The organism is Brevundimonas naejangsanensis DSM 23858 (assembly GCF_000421705.1).
In the GTDB taxonomy this organism is placed as follows: domain Bacteria; phylum Pseudomonadota; class Alphaproteobacteria; order Caulobacterales; family Caulobacteraceae; genus Brevundimonas; species Brevundimonas naejangsanensis.
Genome location: NZ_ATXN01000002.1, coordinates 910,684 through 925,659, shown reverse-complemented (window position 1 = coordinate 925,659; position 14,976 = coordinate 910,684). Strand labels below are relative to the sequence as shown.

Genomic DNA, 14,976 nt, shown 5'->3' with positions numbered 1-14,976 from the left:
ATCCTAGAACGGAGGGAATGAAGATCGGGTTTCGGAGACCTGAGTCAGGGGTTAACGACGGCGGATTTTGGGCAGACGGTTTCCGGCTGTAGTCGACCGGTCAAGTAGCCCATGTTCAGATCGGGCCAGGGTGAGGCGGCGGTCTTCAGATCGGGATGTTTGAGCGCCTCGCGCAGGTCGCGCCCGCCGGGGCCGGGGCAATGCGGAACCTGATAGTCGCCCTGATGGACCCAGCGGCCGTCGGCGCCCTGAGCGAACAGGGCGATCCTGTAGGCGGTCGCCAGCAGGATTTCATCGCGGCCGTCGCCGTTCAGGTCGCGCTGAGCGGCGAGGCAGTTGTCGTCGCTGTTGCAGGCATAGCGCGGATCAGGGGGCGCTGTCGGCGCCAGGAAGGCGGCGGGCAAAGGCCTGTCCGCGGGCCAGGGGGCGATGGTCGGCGTGCGCGGGGGCGTGGTCGTGTCCGTCAGCTCATAGCGCGAGGTCGAGGCCTGCGCGGCCTTGGCGTGACGGGCGACTTCCGCGTCGGACGATTTCGCCAGCTCGGCGAGGGCGGCGCGCCCGGCCTTGCCGGCATCATAACGCAGGAAGGCGTAGTCGAACCGGGCCGCGCTGACGCCGCCCCGCTTAAGCCGCGCCATCTGATCATTGACCGACAGGCGCGCCGGGTCGGCCAGGGGGCTGAACAGGGCCAGGATGACCAGCACCGTCAGGACGGCGGCCAGAACATTGGTCCGCTCCAGCGGCTTCATCCACGCGGTCCTGCGCCACAGCGGCGACAGCGCCGCCCAGCCGTATCCGGCGGCATAGATGACGCCCACGAGGGCGCAGGCCGAGGCGATGATGCGGTCGGGCGTCAGGCCATGCTGACCGATGCGAAGGCTCAGGCCCCAGATGGCGATCAGGATCAGCGGCGTCAGCAGCACCGAGGCGACCCGCGCGCCCAGGCGCAAGGCGACCGGCGGCAGATTGTCCTCGCGTCCGTCCTGATAGGCGGTGTTGATCAGCACGATCAGAGCGGCGGCCGCCGACAGCACCAGGGCCGTAGCGCTGCCCGTCTTCCACAATCCATCAAGCCCGGTGAACGGCAGGGCGGCCAGAAAGCCCGCCACCAGGACGGTGATGACGAGCAGCAGCCACGACAACAGCATCAACGCCACCGTCCGCACGCCCCGGATCAGCCCGCCGCGCACATCGGTCAGTTGCACCGCCACGGCGAAGACCAGGCAGGTGACGGGGATGGAGAACCACTTCTCGTCGATCAGGTCGGCCAGGAACCTGAGTTCGATGACGCGAAACAGGGCCGCGCCCAGGAACAGCAGCAGCCAGAAGGCGCCGGTGAAGCCCAGCGACAGCACCAGTTGTACCCCGGCCTTCCAAGCTGTGTCGAAATAGTCGTCGAAATCGGCGATCCAGCGTCTCGCGGCGACGGCGGGCACGATCAGGTGGTGGGCGATGAACAGGCCCGCCGCCGAGAAGGCCAGGACCGGGAAGTTCAGATAAGGCGGGTGGAAATAGTCCCTGGTCTGCTGGGCCGCGTCATGCCAGCCCATCAGCGCCAGCACCGCCGCCGCCACGGCGCCCCACAGCGCCAGCGCCTTCCACCCCATCCGCCCGACGCCCGCCAGCAGCATCACGGGCGCGAACAGGGCCGCCAGAACCAGGGCGGCGAACAGCGGCGGTTGGGTCGCGGGCCAGGCCAGAGCCTCACTGTCCGCTGCCGAGCGATAGAGCAGATAGAGGATCAGGCCCTGCGCCAGACCGATGCCGATACGCATGGCGGCAAGCCCACGCGCACCGTCCAGCGAGGCGCGGCCGGTAAGGTCGGTGACGGGGTGGGTCATGTCGGGCTTTGTCCTGAACTTTGCAGGCAGGGTGAACCGACAGACGGCGCTGCGTCCACCCTCTCCCCTCAAGCGAGGGGGAAGCGGCTTGCATCACGGCGGCTGCCTCCCCACAACCAAGGGCATGAACGCGCCCGCCAAACCGACCGAATTCGCCGACGCTCCCTTGTGGGACCTGTCCGACCTCTACGCCTCGCGCGAAGACCCGCGCGTCGCCGTCGATCTGGAGCGTGCAAGGGCGCTGGTGGAGAGGATGAACGGCTGGCAGGGGCGGCTGGCCGTGCTGTCGGGCGCCGAGCTGGGCCGGGCGCTGGACGAGGCGATCGGGCTTTACGAACAGGCGGCGGACGTGATGGGAGGCTTGGGCGCCTACGCCTTCCTGGCCGCCTCCACCAACCGCGAGGATACAGCAGCGCAAGCGTTCGAGGCCGATGTCCGCGAGAAGCTGACGGTCATCGCCACCCCGACCGTCTGGCTGACGCTGGAGATCAATGCGCTGGACGAGGCGGCGGTGGAGACGGCGCTGACCGCCCATGCTCCGGCCGCGCGCTGGGCCCCGTGGCTGCGCCGGGTGCGTGCGATGAAGCCGCATGAATTGTCGGCCGAACTTGAGACCTTCATCGCCGAGCGGGGACCGATTCAGGCTCAGTGGCCGCGCCTGTTCGACGAGACCCTGGCCGTGCTGCGCGCATCGGTCGGGGATGAGGAACTGACTCTGGCCGAGGGCCTGAACCGTCTCAGCGATGCGGATGGCGCCCGGCGTCAGGCGGCGGGCGAGGGCCTGTCGAAGGCCTTTTCCGGCATCGCCCGGACCATGGCCATGGTGCTGAACACCGTCGCCGCCGAGAAGGCGCTGGAAGACCGCAAGCGCGGCTTTAAACGCCCCGCCGACAGCCGCCATCTGGGCAATGAGGTCGACGGCGAGAGCGTGGACGCCATGGCCGAGGCGGTGGCCGAAGCTTATCCGCGCCTGTCGCACCGCTATTACGCGCTGAAGGCCAGGGCGATGGGCAAGGATCGGCTGGCCCACTGGGACCGCAACGCCCCGATCGAGGCGGCGGCGTCGCGCGCCTATGACTGGGCGGGCGGGCGCGAGGTGGTGTTGTCCAGCTTTGCGGATCTGGGCGGAGACTTCGCCGAGCGGGCGGGCTGGTTCTTCGACCGGCCGTGGATCGATGCACGGGCGCGGGCAGGCAAGCAGTCCGGCGCCTACGCCCACCCGGTAACGGCGGATCGGCACCCCTATGTCTTCCTGAACTGGATGGGCGAGCGGCGCGACGTGCTGACGCTGGCGCACGAACTGGGGCATGGCGTGCATCAGACGCTGGCGGCGGGGCAGGGGTCGCTGTTGGCCGACACGCCGCTGACGCTGGCCGAGACGGCGTCGATCTTCGCCGAGGGGCTGACTTTCGACCGCCTGCTGGCCGAGGCGACGCCGGACGAGCAGCGCGCCCTGCTGGCGGGCCGGATCGAGGACGGGCTGAACACGGTGGTGCGCCAGATCGCCTTCCACCGCTTCGAGACGCGCTTCCACGACGAGCGGACGGCGGGCGAGGTTCCGGTCGAGCGCATCCGCGACATCTGGATGGAGGAACTGGGCGCCAGTCTCGGCCCGTCTGTCGACCTGACCGGCTATGAGGACTGGTGGGCCTATGTCAGCCACTTCGTCCATGCGCCCTTCTATGTCTACGCCTATGCGTTCGGCGACCTGCTGGTCGCGGCGCTGATGGAGACGCGGGCCAAGGATCCGGCGGGCTTCACGCCGCTGTATCGCGAACTGCTGTCGGGCGGCGGGGCGCGGACCTATGTCGAGGCGCTGAAGCCGTTCGACCTGAATCCGCGCGACCCGGCCTTCTGGACCATCGGGACCAAGCGGCTGGAAGGTCTGATCGACCGGTTCGAGGCGCTGGCCTGACGACTATGCGTTGACAGGTATGCGTTGACAGGGGCGCGTGCGGCGTTGAAGCGTGGCTGCATGAAAATCGCGTCACGTGTTCTTGTTATCGCCGCCGTTCTCGCCCTGCCGACGACGGTTTCCGCCCAGACTGAGGCTACGGCCAATCACCGCGCTCTGGCGGCGGGATACAAGGCGCTGACGGTTTGCAGCGCCGTCCATTCGGCGCGGGCGGCGGGGGCTGAGCGGACGGTCGCCAGCGTCGAGGCGAACGAACTGGTCGGCATCTATCCTGAGCTTCAGTCGCTGGTCGGCGACATGAAGGCTGAGATGACGGGGAACGCCGTCACCGTCGCCTGGGATCAAGCCGCTCCGGCGCGCGTCGCGACCTGGACCGATGGGCGCGGCTGCGTCATCGAGCCGATGGGTTATGTGCAGGGCGGCGCGCCTGAACGGGCGCCGCTGGCGCGCCGGGCCTCGGCGCCCGACCTGCCGACCGCGCGGCCCAAGGGGAACGCCCGCGCGCTGGAAGCTGCCGTCGGCCGCGCCTTCGATCAGGGCTTCGGCGAGGGGACCAACACGACCGGCGTGGTGGTGATGCAGGGCGGCAAGCGGGTGGCGGAACGCTATGCCGCCGACTTCGGCCCGAACACGCCCCAGCGCACCTGGTCGGTGGCCAAGAGCCTGGCCGGAACCGTCATCGGCGCTGCGGTCCAGCGCGGCGAACTGGACGTGAAGGCGCCCGCCGCCATCGCCAACTGGCGTACGCCCGGCGACCCGCGCGCGGCCATCACGCTCGACGCCCTGATGCGGATGTCTTCGGGTCTGACCAGCGACACGGCGGGCAACCGCACTGACGGCCTCTATTTCGGCGGGGTGGCGGTCGATGAGCAGGCGCCGGGCTGGCCGCTGTTGGCGCCGGTGGGGACGGTCTATCGCTACGCCAACAACGACACGCTTCTGGCGACCCTGGCGGCGGCCCCGGGCTTCGCCGCCCATCCGCCCGCCGAACTGTTTGATGCGCTGGGCATGACCCACACCTGGGCCGAGACGGACTGGCGCGGGAACTACATCCTGTCGAGCCAGGTCTGGACCACGGCGCGCGATCTGGCCCGCTTCGGCCAGCTGTATCTGCAGGGCGGAGTGTGGGAGGGGCGTCGTCTCCTGCCGCAGGGCTGGCGCGATTACGTCACGGCGCCGACCGGCCCGCAGCCGCCGACGGGCGACTTCGGCTATGGCGCGACCTTCTGGCTGATGAACCGCTCCGAAGGCGTGCCGTCTGATACCTTCGCCGCCTTCGGCAATCGGGGCCAGTATGTAGTGATCGCGCCCAGCCGCGACATCGTCATCGTGAGGCGCGGCGAAGACCCCGCGGGCAAGCCGTTCGACGTCGCCGCCTTCGCCCGAGCGGTGCTGGAAAGCCTCGACTAAAGCCGGTTCGGGCCCACGGACTTGAGCCGCGCGCAGGCCTCGCTATAAGAGCCGTCGAAATCTCGACTCTTTTTTTGGAAGACCCCATGGCCGACCAGCACGCTGAAGCGACCGCCCCCCACGTCCACGGGGAAATGAACATCTCGGAACAGGCCTGGACCTGGGCTCTGTTCCTGGGGCTGACCAAGTGGGTCTCGCTGGCCACGGCGGTGGTGATCCTGTTCCTGACGGTGTGGTTCGGCGTCGGCGCCGGCTTCGTGCCAGCCTTCATCGCCTCGGTGGTGGTGTCGGTTATCGGCTTCTTCATGCTGAAGACCAAAAAGGCCCATTAAGCCCGGTCTTTCGGACTGATGTGATTGAAAGGCCCGTCGGCGCGTCCGGCGGGCCTTTTGTTTGCGCGTCAGGGTTGGGTCTTTGGTTGAAATTTGCGCCGTGGGGCAGGCGACTGGTCAAGTCGGCAAGAAAATCGCCCGTTGACGCAGGTGCGCCTTTGACGCCCGCTTCGGCTTCGGCCTAACGTCGGTTCGACCCTGGGGAGTGGGAGGGATTCGCTTGGCTGTCGCCATCGCCGTGACCCGCGAACGCCGTGAAGGCGAAACGCGCTGCGCCGTAACGCCGGAGACGGTGAAGAAGCTGATTGCGCTTGGCGCGACGGTCAGCGTCGAGGCCGGGACGGGCCTTGGCTCTTCCCTGACCGATACCGACTACGCCGAAGCGGGCGCCAGCGTGAAGCCGGATTTGTCGGCGGCTCTGGCCGGGGCGGACGTTCTGCTGAAGGTGCGCGGACCCACGGCGTCGGAGATCAGCGCCCTGAAGCCCGGCGCGGTGGTCGTCAGCCTGCTGGACGCCTGGCGCGACAAGGCGACGGTCGAGGCGTTGAGGGGCGCCAACGCCACCGCCTTCGCCATGGAGTTCGTGCCGCGCATCACGCGCGCTCAGGTCATGGACGTGCTGTCGTCCCAGGCCAATCTGGCCGGATACCGGGCGGTGATCGAGGCGGCCTACGCCTATGGCAAGGGCTTTCCCATGATGATGACGGCCGCCGGGACGGTGGCCGCCGCCAAGACCTTCGTCATGGGGGCGGGGGTCGCGGGACTTCAGGCCATCGCCACGGCGCGGCGTCTGGGCGCGGTCGTCACGGCCACTGACGTGCGCCCCGCCGCCAAGGAGCAGGTCGAGAGCCTGGGCGCCAAATTCGTCGCCGTCGAGGACGAAGAGTTCAAGGCGGCCGAGACGGCAGGCGGCTACGCCAAGGCCATGTCGGCCGAGTATCAGGCCAAGCAGGCCGATCTGACCGCCGCCCATATCGTCAAGCAGGACGTGGTGATCACCACGGCCCTGATCCCCGGTCGCCCGGCGCCGAAGCTGGTGACGGCGGCGCATGTCGCCTCGATGAAGCCGGGCTCGGTCATCGTCGATCTGGCGGTCGAGGCGGGCGGCAATGTCGAAGGCTCGAAACCGAACGAGGTGGTGACCACGGCCAACGGCGTGAAAATCGTCGGCTGGAGCAACATGCCCGGCCGCATCGCGGCGGACGCCAGCGCCCTTTACGCCCGCAATCTGGTCGCCTTTCTGGGGTTGATGATCAAGGACGGCGTCCTGGCGGTCGATCTGGATGAGGAAATCCTCAAGGCCGCAGTCGTCACCCACGGCGGCGCTGTGGTGCATGAAGGAGTGAGAGGCTGATGGAACACGTCGATCCCACCGTCTTTCGTCTGGCGATCTTCGTCCTGTCGATCTTCGTCGGCTACTATGTCGTCTGGAGCGTGACGCCGGCCTTGCATACGCCGCTGATGGCCGTGACCAACGCTATTTCCAGCGTCATCATCGTCGGCGGCCTGATCGCGGCGGCTGCGATGAGCGCGCAGGCGGGCGGGCCGAACGCCTGGATCGCCAAGGGGGCGGGCGTGGCCGCCGTGACCCTGGCCAGCGTCAACATCTTCGGCGGCTTCATGGTCACGCGCCGGATGCTGGCCATGTACAAGAAGAAGGAAAGGCCCAAGGCCTCGTGAGCTTGTCCCCCTATCTGTTGGCGTTTTACGCTTCCTGGGCCGTCACTGGTCTGGGCGTGGCGCTGTGGATCGTCAGCTGGGTGCGGATCAAGGATCCCATCGGGCGGCTGCGGTTCCAGGACTGCGGCGTGGTCATGGTGTTCGCCGCCGTGCTGACGCGCATCATAATTCAGGACCGGGAGATGACGGTCTTCGACTGGGCGATGATGTTGCTGGGCCCTCTTTTCATTGCGGCGGCGCTGTGGCGTCTGTCGCGCACTCAGTCCGTCAAACGCTAATCCAACGAGTATCGCGTAATGAAAGCTTCCCTGATTTCCGCCCTGGCCGTGTCGGCCGTCGTCGCCGTCGCGGGCGCCGCCTCGGCCCAGTCGGACCGCGAGGTGGGCAAGAACCCTTATAACGGCCTGCACTGGTCGGTGGTCGCGCCTCAGGGCGCCAGCTGGGCGCTGGAGTGCGGCTTCACCCCGGTGACGATCCGGGGGATTCACATGAACCGCATCAACCACACCGGCTCGGGCCGGATGGCCGGCCGCCTGCCGGGCGACAACGGCCGCTGCAAGGTCACCAAGACCGGGGGCGAGGGGCCCGTCGGCCTGGCGGTGGTCAAGGACGGCGAGGCCAAGGCCGCGGGCACCAACGGCGGCGCGCCCGCCATCGTCAACGTTTTCTGATTCAGGACTGAAGAGGGGGGAGGGGGATGAACGCATCCATCGCGGCGCTGGCCTATCTGGCGGCGGGGGTTCTGTTCATCCTGTCTCTCCGGGGGCTGTCCAGTCCCGAGACCAGCCGACGGGGCAATACGCTGGGCATGGTAGGCATGGCCCTGGCCGTCGGCGTCACTCTGTTGACGCTGGGCGCCTCGGGCGCGCTGGACCCGCTCACGCTGGCCCTGATCGCGGGCGGGGTCGTGGTCGGCGGCGGCGCGGGCGCGGTGATCGCCAACCGCGTGCCGATGACAGCCATGCCGCAGCTGGTGGCGGCCTTTCACTCCCTCGTCGGCCTAGCGGCCTGTCTGGTGGCGGTGGGGGCGGTCTATGCGCCCGACGCCTTCGGCATCGTCACCGCGAGCGGCGGGATCAAGACTCTGTCCATCGTCGAGCTGAGCCTGGGCGTCGCCATCGGGGCCGTCACCTTCACCGGCTCGGTCATCGCCTTCGCCAAGCTGGATGGGCGGATGAGCGGGGCGCCTATCCTGCTGCCCGCGCGGCACCTGATCAACATTGCGCTGGCTCTGGCCCTGGTCTTCCTGATCGGCATCCTGATCGGGACGGGCGGCACGGCGGTCTGGGCCTTTTGGGGCGTGTTCGCCATCGCCCTGATCCTGGGCGCGACCCTGATCATCCCCATCGGCGGGGCGGACATGCCGGTGGTGGTGTCCATGCTGAACTCCTATTCCGGCTGGGCGGCGGCCGCGCTGGGCTTCACGTTGGAGAATATCGCCCTGATCATCACCGGCGCCCTGGTCGGGTCGTCGGGCGCGATCCTGAGCTACATCATGTGCAAGGGGATGAACCGCAGCTTCGTCAGCGTCATCCTGGGCGGCTTCGGCGCCGAGGCGGGCGCGGCGTCGGGCGGCGGGGCGGTCGAGACGCGACCGGTCAAGCAGGGCTCGGCCGAGGACGCCGCCTTCATCATGAAGAACGCCTCCAAGGTCATCATCGTGCCGGGCTACGGCATGGCGGTGGCCCAGGCGCAGCACGCCCTTCGCGAGATGGCCGACAAGCTGAAAGAAGAAGGCGTCGAGGTGAAATACGCCATCCACCCCGTCGCGGGCCGAATGCCGGGCCACATGAACGTCCTGCTGGCCGAGGCGAACGTCCCCTATGACGAGGTGTTCGAGCTGGAGGACATCAACAGCGAATTCGCCTCGGCCGACGTCGCTTTCGTCATCGGCGCCAACGACGTGACCAATCCGGCGGCGAAGACCGACCCGCAGTCGCCCATCTACGGCATGCCGGTGCTGGACGTGGAGAAGGCGGGCACTGTCCTGTTCATCAAGCGGTCGATGGGCAGCGGCTACGCCGGGGTCGAGAACGAGCTCTTCTTCCGCGACAACACCATGATGCTGTTCGCCGACGCCAAGAAGATGGTCGAGGGGATCGTGAAGGCCCTTTGAGTTCGCGCCCGAGAACCCATCGCGCCGTGGTGCGTTGGTTGCGACGCTCAACCTGAGCCGTGGAGAGATGATGACTGCATTCCAGGGACTGAAGATCGTCGCCATGATCGGCGCACTGGCGGGGCTGGCCGCCTGCGGTCAGGCGGATAAGGCGCCTGCGAAAGCCGAAGGCCCGGCCGAGACGCCCGCCCCAGCAGCCGCGCCTGCTGCCAGCGGCGCGCCGATGATCGCTCAGATGATGGGAGTACAGGTCGCCTATCTGGAATCCAAGCTGGGCCCGGCCCGCACGGTTCAGGACAAGGAGCGCACCTATGAGATCGGCGGCTGCACGGTCCGCGTCAGCGCTGATGGCGGCGAGGTCGTCGGCTACGCCGTGCCGATGACGCCGGTCTGTTCGACCCAGGCCCTGGCGGCGCTGAAGGACTATGACCTGCCGCAGAAGATCGACCTGACCATGGGCGAGTTCGCGGCGGCGCGCGGCAACGTCGACTTCAAGGCCGACTGCCTGACGCTGTGTGGCAATGCGGCCGATCCGTGGGTCTATCTGGAGAGCCCTGGCCCGCGCGCTTTCCCAGGCATCCGCGCTTCGGCCGTTATGGTCAGCGACGCCACCATTGACGCCTCCTTCCGCATCCGCGACGCCATCAAGGCGGCCAAGGGCGAGGACTACGTCATCGACACGACCTTCAACTGTAGCGCCGACTTCGACCAGCTGGCGATCCGAGAACTGAAGACCGTCCGCATCGACGAGATCGAGGTCGGCTACGTCCCTTACGGCGGGTGCTGAGAGACAGGGCGGTGAGGCGCGGTGCGGTTCTGCGCGCCGGGACGACGCTGGCGGCGGCGGCCGCCATGCTGGCCGCCTGTTCGGCGATGATCCCGGTGCGGATCAGCGGCAGCCTGGAGCAGCCGATCGCGACCTTCGGCTTGGATCCGGCAAAGCCCGAGAAGGCCTGTCTGGGCGGCATCGCCGTGCATGAGCGGTCGAACGCCATGATGCGGCCGATCTGGTCGATTGAGGCGCGAGGCCGCAATTGCCGGAGCCTGAGACAGGTCGTCTATGGCCAGACGCCCGACGGGTTCGACGCGACGGTGGAGGCCGCCCCTCTGAAACCCGGCGTGCGCTACAGCGTCTTTGGCTACGGCCGGACCGGCGGTCCGCTGGGCCGCCTGCCCTGGCGCGGCGGCGACGAGGTGGTGTTCGAGAGCGGTCAGTGGCGTCCGGTCACGGCGCAGGAGCGCGGCCTGCGCGTGGACGCAGGCGACGAAACACCTCACCAGCGGCCGAATGGAAGGCGAGGCGGATTTCACTCTGGCTGAGGTCGTCGAGAACCTGGGGCTGCGGCCTCTGGGCGAGGGCGGCTGGGGGCGCCCCATGGCGGGAGCGGACGAGGCTGCGCCCGGAACGCCGGTCGGCGTCTATCGTCTGCTGACCCCCGATGCGCCGTCCGACTGGCGCGCGGTCGAGGCTGAGGAACTCTGGACCGTCTATATGGGCGCGACGCTGGAGGTCGAACTGGCCACCGAGGCAGGCGTACGGCGCGAAGCACTACACGCCGGATCGGGCCGGTGGCTCTCCATCCTGCCGGGCGGCTGGCTGCGAACCCGGTCGGTCGGCGGGTGGTGTCTGGCGGGGCGGATCGGCTTGAATATCCGCTAGTAAAATCGGGGACGACTACAGGTCCAACTGTCGGTCTGTGCCGGGCCTGTCGGGGAACGATATGCCTGCGGCTGTCCATCGCTCGTCGGGGGTATCGAAAAGGCTTGATCGCGCCATTCGGTTCAGGCGTCGATCTTCTTCGAGCGTGATAACCGCCAGTTTCCAACGCTTCTGTATCAAAGGATCAAGTTCCGCTTCTGACAGTCGATTCTGCTCCCACAATTCGAGGACCAGGCGTGCCAAGGCTCGTCTTGGCGTGCCGTGTTCTACGCGTAGCTGGGCGTTGGGATCGCGGGCATGAAGCGCCAGGGCAGCGACGGACCACTGTGACGGATCGACTTGCCTGACATGGTGGGGGGTTGCTGAAGCGCCCGTGAGCAATTTGGCGTAAACATCAACAAGATGCTCGAGAATACGTATGCCGAGGTTTTCGGTAACGCCAACCGCCCTAAGCTCGCGATAATGTCTGCAAGCGACGGAAATTTGCCTAACGGTGATCCTGTTTACGCTCACGCTTGGCACTCCCCTCAACTGAAAAAAATGGCTTTTACCAAGCTTTTTCCATGCCTATAGCGGATTCATGCGCACCTTTTTGATCGCCGCCTCCGCCCTCTTGTCCGCCTGCGCCCTGGCGCCTTTGGCCGCTGCTCAGACGCCGGTTCAGCCAGTCGATTTGCTGCTGACCTCGGCCACTGTGGTCGATGTCGAGAAGGGGACGACGACGCCGGATCAACTGGTGGCCGTGCGCGGCGGCGACATCGTGGCTGTGGGCCCGGAGGGCGAGGCGGGCCGCTATCAGGCCGCGCGGACACAGGATCTGGGCGACCGCTACGTCATGCCGGGCCTGTGGGACATGCACGTCCACTTCGGCGGCGGCGAGGCCCTGATCGAGGAGAACGCCGAGCTGATGCCGCTGTTCGTCATCAACGGCGTGGTGGCGGTGCGCGACGCGGCGGGCGATCTGGCGCAGCAGGTGCTGGACTGGCGTGACACGCCGCCAAGCCCGGACAGCCCGCGCATCTTCACCTCCGGCCCCAAGATCGAGGGCATAGCCCCCGTCTGGAAGGGCGTGATCGAGACGGGCAGCGAGGCGGACGTGGACGCCGCCCTGGACCGACTGCAGGCCCTGCGCGTCGACTTCGTCAAGATCACCGACAACACCCTGAAGCCCGAGCTTTTCCTCTACGCCGTGCGCGAGGCGAAGAAGCGGGGCATGAAGACCTCGGCCCACATTCCCGCCAGCATCACCGTGCTGGAGGCCGCCGAGGCGGGCCTGTCGTCGATCGAACACCTCGACTACGCCATGAAGGCGGGCTCGCGCGATGAGGCGGCTATCGCCGCCGATTATCTGGCGGGCAAATACACCTATGCCGAGACGATGCGGCGCTATGCCGACACGTTTGACGTGGAGACGGCGCGGCGGGTCTATGCGCGGCTGAGGGAGCTGGGCACGGCGGTGTCGCCGACCCTCTACGGCTCGACCACGCTGGCTAATCTGGACCTTGACGACCACTCGCATGACGAGGGTCTGGCCTATGTCGGGCCGGGTATCCGGGCGACCTATGACTGGCGCATCCAGCGCGCGGCGCAGGCCACGCCGCAGCAGGTCGAGGACCGTCATTTCGTCAAGGACGTCACCGCGCGAACCCTGCCCATGCTGCGCGATGCGGGCGTGACCATCCTGACCGGGACGGACGCGGGCTTCCTGAACTCGTTCAACTATCCGGGCTTCTCGCTGCACGATGAGCTGGAGCTCTATGTGGAGCTGGGCCTGACTCCGCGCGAAGCGCTGATGGGTTCGGTCGTGGACGGGCCGCGCTTCCTGAACCAGGGCGAACGCTACGGCGCCGTGGCGGCGGACAAGTCGGCGGATCTGCTGATTCTGGAGGCTGACCCTCTGAAGGACGTCAGCGCCACCCGCGGCGCCGAGGCGGTGGTGCTGCGCGGCCGCCTGATCGATGCGGCCGAACTGGAGCGGATGCGCGCCGAAATCCGCGCTCGGGTCGCGGCGCGCAATGCTGCGTTTACGCCTTCGCCAGCGCCCTGACCTTGAAGGCGACCCAGATCAGCAACAGGCCGAACAGCACGGCCCACGTCGCGATCAACCATAGCAGGCCCAGGGCGCCCGCCCCCGGCATGAAGACCAGGATCAGGCCGAAGATCACCGACAGGGCCCCGGCGGCGCCCAGGCTCCATTCATTGGCGATCTCGTTGCGCAGACGGATGGCGCCGACGATTTCGAGCACGCCGCGCAGGATCGACCAGAATCCGATCAGATAGACCAGGACCAGAGCCGTCAGGCCCGGCCAGGCGAAGACGATGACGGCGGTCAGGACGCTGACCACCCCGGCCAACGCCAGCCACCAACGTGGAACCATGCCGCCGCCGCGGATCGCTGCGATCAGGGCCAGAATCCCGTCGGCCAGGGCGTAGATCCCATAGACCATGATGAGCGTCAGCAGGCTGATCTGCGGCCACACAAAGGTCAGGACGCCGAAGGCCACGGCGGCGATCCCGCGCAACAGCAGCAGCCACCACGACCGATGCAGGGCGGATTTGACAAAGCCTTCCAGCGAAGGCGCGGCATTGGACGAAGTCATGAGTTCGGCTCCCAGCCCGTGGCCTTCAAACTGCCACGCTGGCGCAACGTTGGGCCGTGGGGAGGGTTCCGCAACCCTTGCTGGCTCAGGCCGCCGCGCGCCAGTCCGAGCGGGCGTTGAACGGCGGGGTGTGGAACTCGTCCCACAGGGCGTCCTCGTTGGTGTAGCGGCTGGTCGAGGCGCTGATGACGTCCACGACCTGTTCTTCCTGACGGTCCCAGATGACGGCCAGATCGCTCTCGGTTTCGCAAGGCACGATCATGTAGCGGTCGGCGAAGGTCTTGCGGGCGGGCTTCTGGACGGAGGGGGTGCGGACGAAGGCCATGTGAAAACTCCTGATGCGAAAGGCGTCGCCTCTTGCTGACAGGATGAATATGAGACAGCATTGCGCCAGTTTCGGACGTATCTCTGTGGAGAAGATATCTTGCGGCACGACAAGGCGGCCATGGTCATCGATCTGGCGCGGGGCATGGCGGCCAGCGCCGAGGGGCTGACGCTGAATGAGATGGCCGCTCAACTGAACGTCGGGCGCCGCACGGCCGAACGGATGCGCGACGCCGTGCTGATGCTGTTTCCGCAGGTAGAGGAGGTGTCCGACCCGCCGACCAAACGCTGGCGCATCCGCGGCGGTCTGTCGGCCTTTGAACAGGCGCCGACGGCGACCGAAATGCTGGAACTGACCAAGGCGGCGGCGGCTCTGCGCGCGGCGGGCGAACCGGCGCGGGCGGCGGCGCTGGAAAGCCTTGAGCGCAAGGTGAAGGCGGCGATGCGCTCGACCACCCTGAACCGCATGGCGCCCGATCTGGAGGCTCTGGTCCGGGCCGAGACTATCGCTGTCCAGGCCGGGCCGCGCCCCAGCGCCGACGAGACGGTGCTGGCCGAGATTCGCGGGGCGGTGCTGGCCGAGCGGCCGTTGAACTTCATCTACGCCCGGCCGGGGGCCGAGGCGCGCACCCGCACCATGACGCCCTGCGGCCTGATGTTCGGGCGCGCCAACTATCTGGTGGCGGCCGACCGCGAAAGCGGGCGTATCCAGACCTTCCGGCTGGACCGGATGAGCGCAGTCGAGGCGGGCGAAGGCACGGCTCGCCCGCCTGAGGACTTCGACCTCGGCGCCTTCGCCAGCCAGTCCTTCGGCATCTATCAGGACGAGATCGAAGAGGTCGCCGTCCGCATCGCGCCCGAAGGCGCCAGTGAGGCGCGCGGCTGGCGCTGGCATCCGACCCAGACGATCGAGGATCAGGCCGACGGCGCGGTCGTGGTGCGGTTCCGCGCCTCAGGGATGCGCGAACTGGCCTGGCACCTGTTCACCTGGGGCGAGCAGGCCACCATCCTGGGGCCGGAACGGCTGAAGGCGGCGATGGCCGAGGCGCTGGACGCGGCGGGGCGCGCCCTCGAAGGGGCGTAATGCTGAGGAAACCG

17 protein-coding genes are annotated in these 14,976 nt (G+C 67.7%); 13 read left to right on the top strand and 4 right to left on the bottom strand.

All coding sequences use genetic code 11. The annotated features are described in order from the left end of the window. Positions 1-44: 44 nt before the first annotated feature. Positions 45-1,841 (bottom strand): DUF4153 domain-containing protein, encoded by a 1,797-nt coding sequence (locus H556_RS0104720; RefSeq protein WP_024353341.1) that lies wholly within the window; start codon positions 1,839-1,841, stop codon positions 45-47. Between the two features lie 124 nt (positions 1,842-1,965). Here H556_RS0104720 and H556_RS0104715 point away from each other — a divergent pair, with 124 nt between their 5' ends. From H556_RS0104715 to H556_RS0104665, 11 genes are all read left to right on the top strand, one after another. Further along, positions 1,966-3,756, top strand: coding sequence for a M3 family oligoendopeptidase (locus H556_RS0104715; RefSeq protein WP_024353340.1), 1,791 nt, complete (start codon positions 1,966-1,968; stop codon positions 3,754-3,756). Between the two features lie 60 nt (positions 3,757-3,816). Further along, positions 3,817-5,166: a serine hydrolase domain-containing protein gene (locus H556_RS0104710; protein ID WP_024353339.1), complete on the top strand. Its 1,350-nt coding sequence runs from the start codon at positions 3,817-3,819 to the stop codon at positions 5,164-5,166. 86 nt (positions 5,167-5,252) lie between these two features. Beyond that, positions 5,253-5,498, top strand: a complete 246-nt coding sequence (locus H556_RS0104705) for an aa3-type cytochrome c oxidase subunit IV (protein ID WP_024353338.1) — start codon at positions 5,253-5,255, stop codon at positions 5,496-5,498. A gap of 220 nt (positions 5,499-5,718) precedes the next feature. Beyond that, positions 5,719-6,852, top strand: coding sequence for a Re/Si-specific NAD(P)(+) transhydrogenase subunit alpha (locus H556_RS0104700; protein WP_024353337.1), 1,134 nt, complete (start codon positions 5,719-5,721; stop codon positions 6,850-6,852). Beyond that, complete coding sequence (locus H556_RS0104695) at positions 6,852-7,178, top strand: NAD(P) transhydrogenase subunit alpha part 2 (protein WP_024353336.1); 327 nt, start codon at positions 6,852-6,854, stop codon at positions 7,176-7,178. Before H556_RS0104700 ends, H556_RS0104695 begins: the two co-directional genes overlap by 1 nt. Next, complete coding sequence (locus H556_RS0104690) at positions 7,175-7,456, top strand: hypothetical protein (protein WP_024353335.1); 282 nt, start codon at positions 7,175-7,177, stop codon at positions 7,454-7,456. Before H556_RS0104695 ends, H556_RS0104690 begins: the two co-directional genes overlap by 4 nt. Positions 7,457-7,474: 18 nt before the next feature. Further along, positions 7,475-7,849 (top strand): hypothetical protein, encoded by a 375-nt coding sequence (locus tag H556_RS0104685; protein WP_024353334.1) that lies wholly within the window; start codon positions 7,475-7,477, stop codon positions 7,847-7,849. Positions 7,850-7,875: 26 nt separating this feature from the next. After that, positions 7,876-9,294, top strand: a complete 1,419-nt coding sequence (locus H556_RS0104680; RefSeq protein WP_024353333.1) for an NAD(P)(+) transhydrogenase (Re/Si-specific) subunit beta — start codon at positions 7,876-7,878, stop codon at positions 9,292-9,294. Between the two features lie 67 nt (positions 9,295-9,361). Continuing rightward, on the top strand, positions 9,362-10,081 hold the full coding sequence (locus tag H556_RS0104675) for a hypothetical protein (protein WP_024353332.1): 720 nt from the start codon (positions 9,362-9,364) through the stop codon (positions 10,079-10,081). Positions 10,082-10,092: 11 nt separating this feature from the next. Continuing rightward, a complete protein-coding gene (locus tag H556_RS0104670) occupies positions 10,093-10,614 on the top strand; it encodes a hypothetical protein (protein ID WP_024353331.1) in 522 nt (173 codons plus the stop codon). After that, a complete protein-coding gene (locus tag H556_RS0104665; RefSeq protein ID WP_024353330.1) occupies positions 10,583-10,954 on the top strand; it encodes a cupin domain-containing protein in 372 nt (123 codons plus the stop codon). Before H556_RS0104670 ends, H556_RS0104665 begins: the two co-directional genes overlap by 32 nt. A 15-nt stretch (positions 10,955-10,969) precedes the next feature. Here H556_RS0104665 and H556_RS16250 read toward each other — a convergent pair whose 3' ends face one another. Beyond that, positions 10,970-11,467 carry a hypothetical protein gene (locus H556_RS16250; RefSeq protein WP_155802404.1) on the bottom strand — a complete coding sequence of 166 codons (498 nt, stop codon included), beginning with the start codon at positions 11,465-11,467 and terminating at the stop codon, positions 10,970-10,972. 67 nt (positions 11,468-11,534) lie between these two features. On the opposite strand from H556_RS16250, the gene H556_RS0104660 reads away from it, so the two are divergent. Beyond that, a complete protein-coding gene (locus tag H556_RS0104660; protein WP_024353329.1) occupies positions 11,535-13,001 on the top strand; it encodes an amidohydrolase family protein in 1,467 nt (488 codons plus the stop codon). On the opposite strand, the gene H556_RS0104655 is transcribed toward H556_RS0104660, so the two are convergent. Beyond that, positions 12,979-13,554 (bottom strand): HdeD family acid-resistance protein, encoded by a 576-nt coding sequence (locus H556_RS0104655; protein ID WP_024353328.1) that lies wholly within the window; start codon positions 13,552-13,554, stop codon positions 12,979-12,981. The two genes, H556_RS0104660 and H556_RS0104655, sit on opposite strands and share 23 nt — an antisense overlap. A gap of 85 nt (positions 13,555-13,639) precedes the next feature. Continuing rightward, positions 13,640-13,879: a hypothetical protein gene (locus H556_RS0104650; RefSeq protein ID WP_024353327.1), complete on the bottom strand. Its 240-nt coding sequence runs from the start codon at positions 13,877-13,879 to the stop codon at positions 13,640-13,642. Between the two features lie 99 nt (positions 13,880-13,978). Here H556_RS0104650 and H556_RS0104645 point away from each other — a divergent pair, with 99 nt between their 5' ends. Then, on the top strand, positions 13,979-14,962 hold the full coding sequence (locus H556_RS0104645) for a helix-turn-helix transcriptional regulator (RefSeq protein ID WP_024353326.1): 984 nt from the start codon (positions 13,979-13,981) through the stop codon (positions 14,960-14,962). The last annotated feature ends 14 nt before the right edge of the window (positions 14,963-14,976 follow it).

Excerpts from the sequence above, each read along its gene's own strand:
- H556_RS0104705 (WP_024353338.1), top strand. The coding sequence starts at position 5,253 with ATGGCCGACCAGCACGCTGAAGCGACCGCCCCCCACGTCCACGGGGAA.
- H556_RS0104660 (WP_024353329.1), top strand. The coding sequence starts at position 11,535 with ATGCGCACCTTTTTGATCGCCGCCTCCGCCCTCTTGTCCGCCTGCGCC.
- H556_RS0104665 (WP_024353330.1), top strand. The coding sequence starts at position 10,583 with ATGGAAGGCGAGGCGGATTTCACTCTGGCTGAGGTCGTCGAGAACCTG.
- H556_RS0104710 (WP_024353339.1), top strand. The coding sequence starts at position 3,817 with ATGAAAATCGCGTCACGTGTTCTTGTTATCGCCGCCGTTCTCGCCCTG.
- H556_RS0104675 (WP_024353332.1), top strand. The coding sequence starts at position 9,362 with ATGATGACTGCATTCCAGGGACTGAAGATCGTCGCCATGATCGGCGCA.
- H556_RS0104650 (WP_024353327.1), bottom strand. The coding sequence starts at position 13,879 with ATGGCCTTCGTCCGCACCCCCTCCGTCCAGAAGCCCGCCCGCAAGACC.
- H556_RS0104680 (WP_024353333.1), top strand. The coding sequence starts at position 7,876 with ATGAACGCATCCATCGCGGCGCTGGCCTATCTGGCGGCGGGGGTTCTG.
- H556_RS0104695 (WP_024353336.1), top strand. The coding sequence starts at position 6,852 with ATGGAACACGTCGATCCCACCGTCTTTCGTCTGGCGATCTTCGTCCTG.
- H556_RS0104720 (WP_024353341.1), bottom strand. The coding sequence starts at position 1,841 with ATGACCCACCCCGTCACCGACCTTACCGGCCGCGCCTCGCTGGACGGT.
- H556_RS0104655 (WP_024353328.1), bottom strand. The coding sequence starts at position 13,554 with ATGACTTCGTCCAATGCCGCGCCTTCGCTGGAAGGCTTTGTCAAATCC.
- H556_RS0104685 (WP_024353334.1), top strand. The coding sequence starts at position 7,475 with ATGAAAGCTTCCCTGATTTCCGCCCTGGCCGTGTCGGCCGTCGTCGCC.
- H556_RS0104715 (WP_024353340.1), top strand. The coding sequence starts at position 1,966 with ATGAACGCGCCCGCCAAACCGACCGAATTCGCCGACGCTCCCTTGTGG.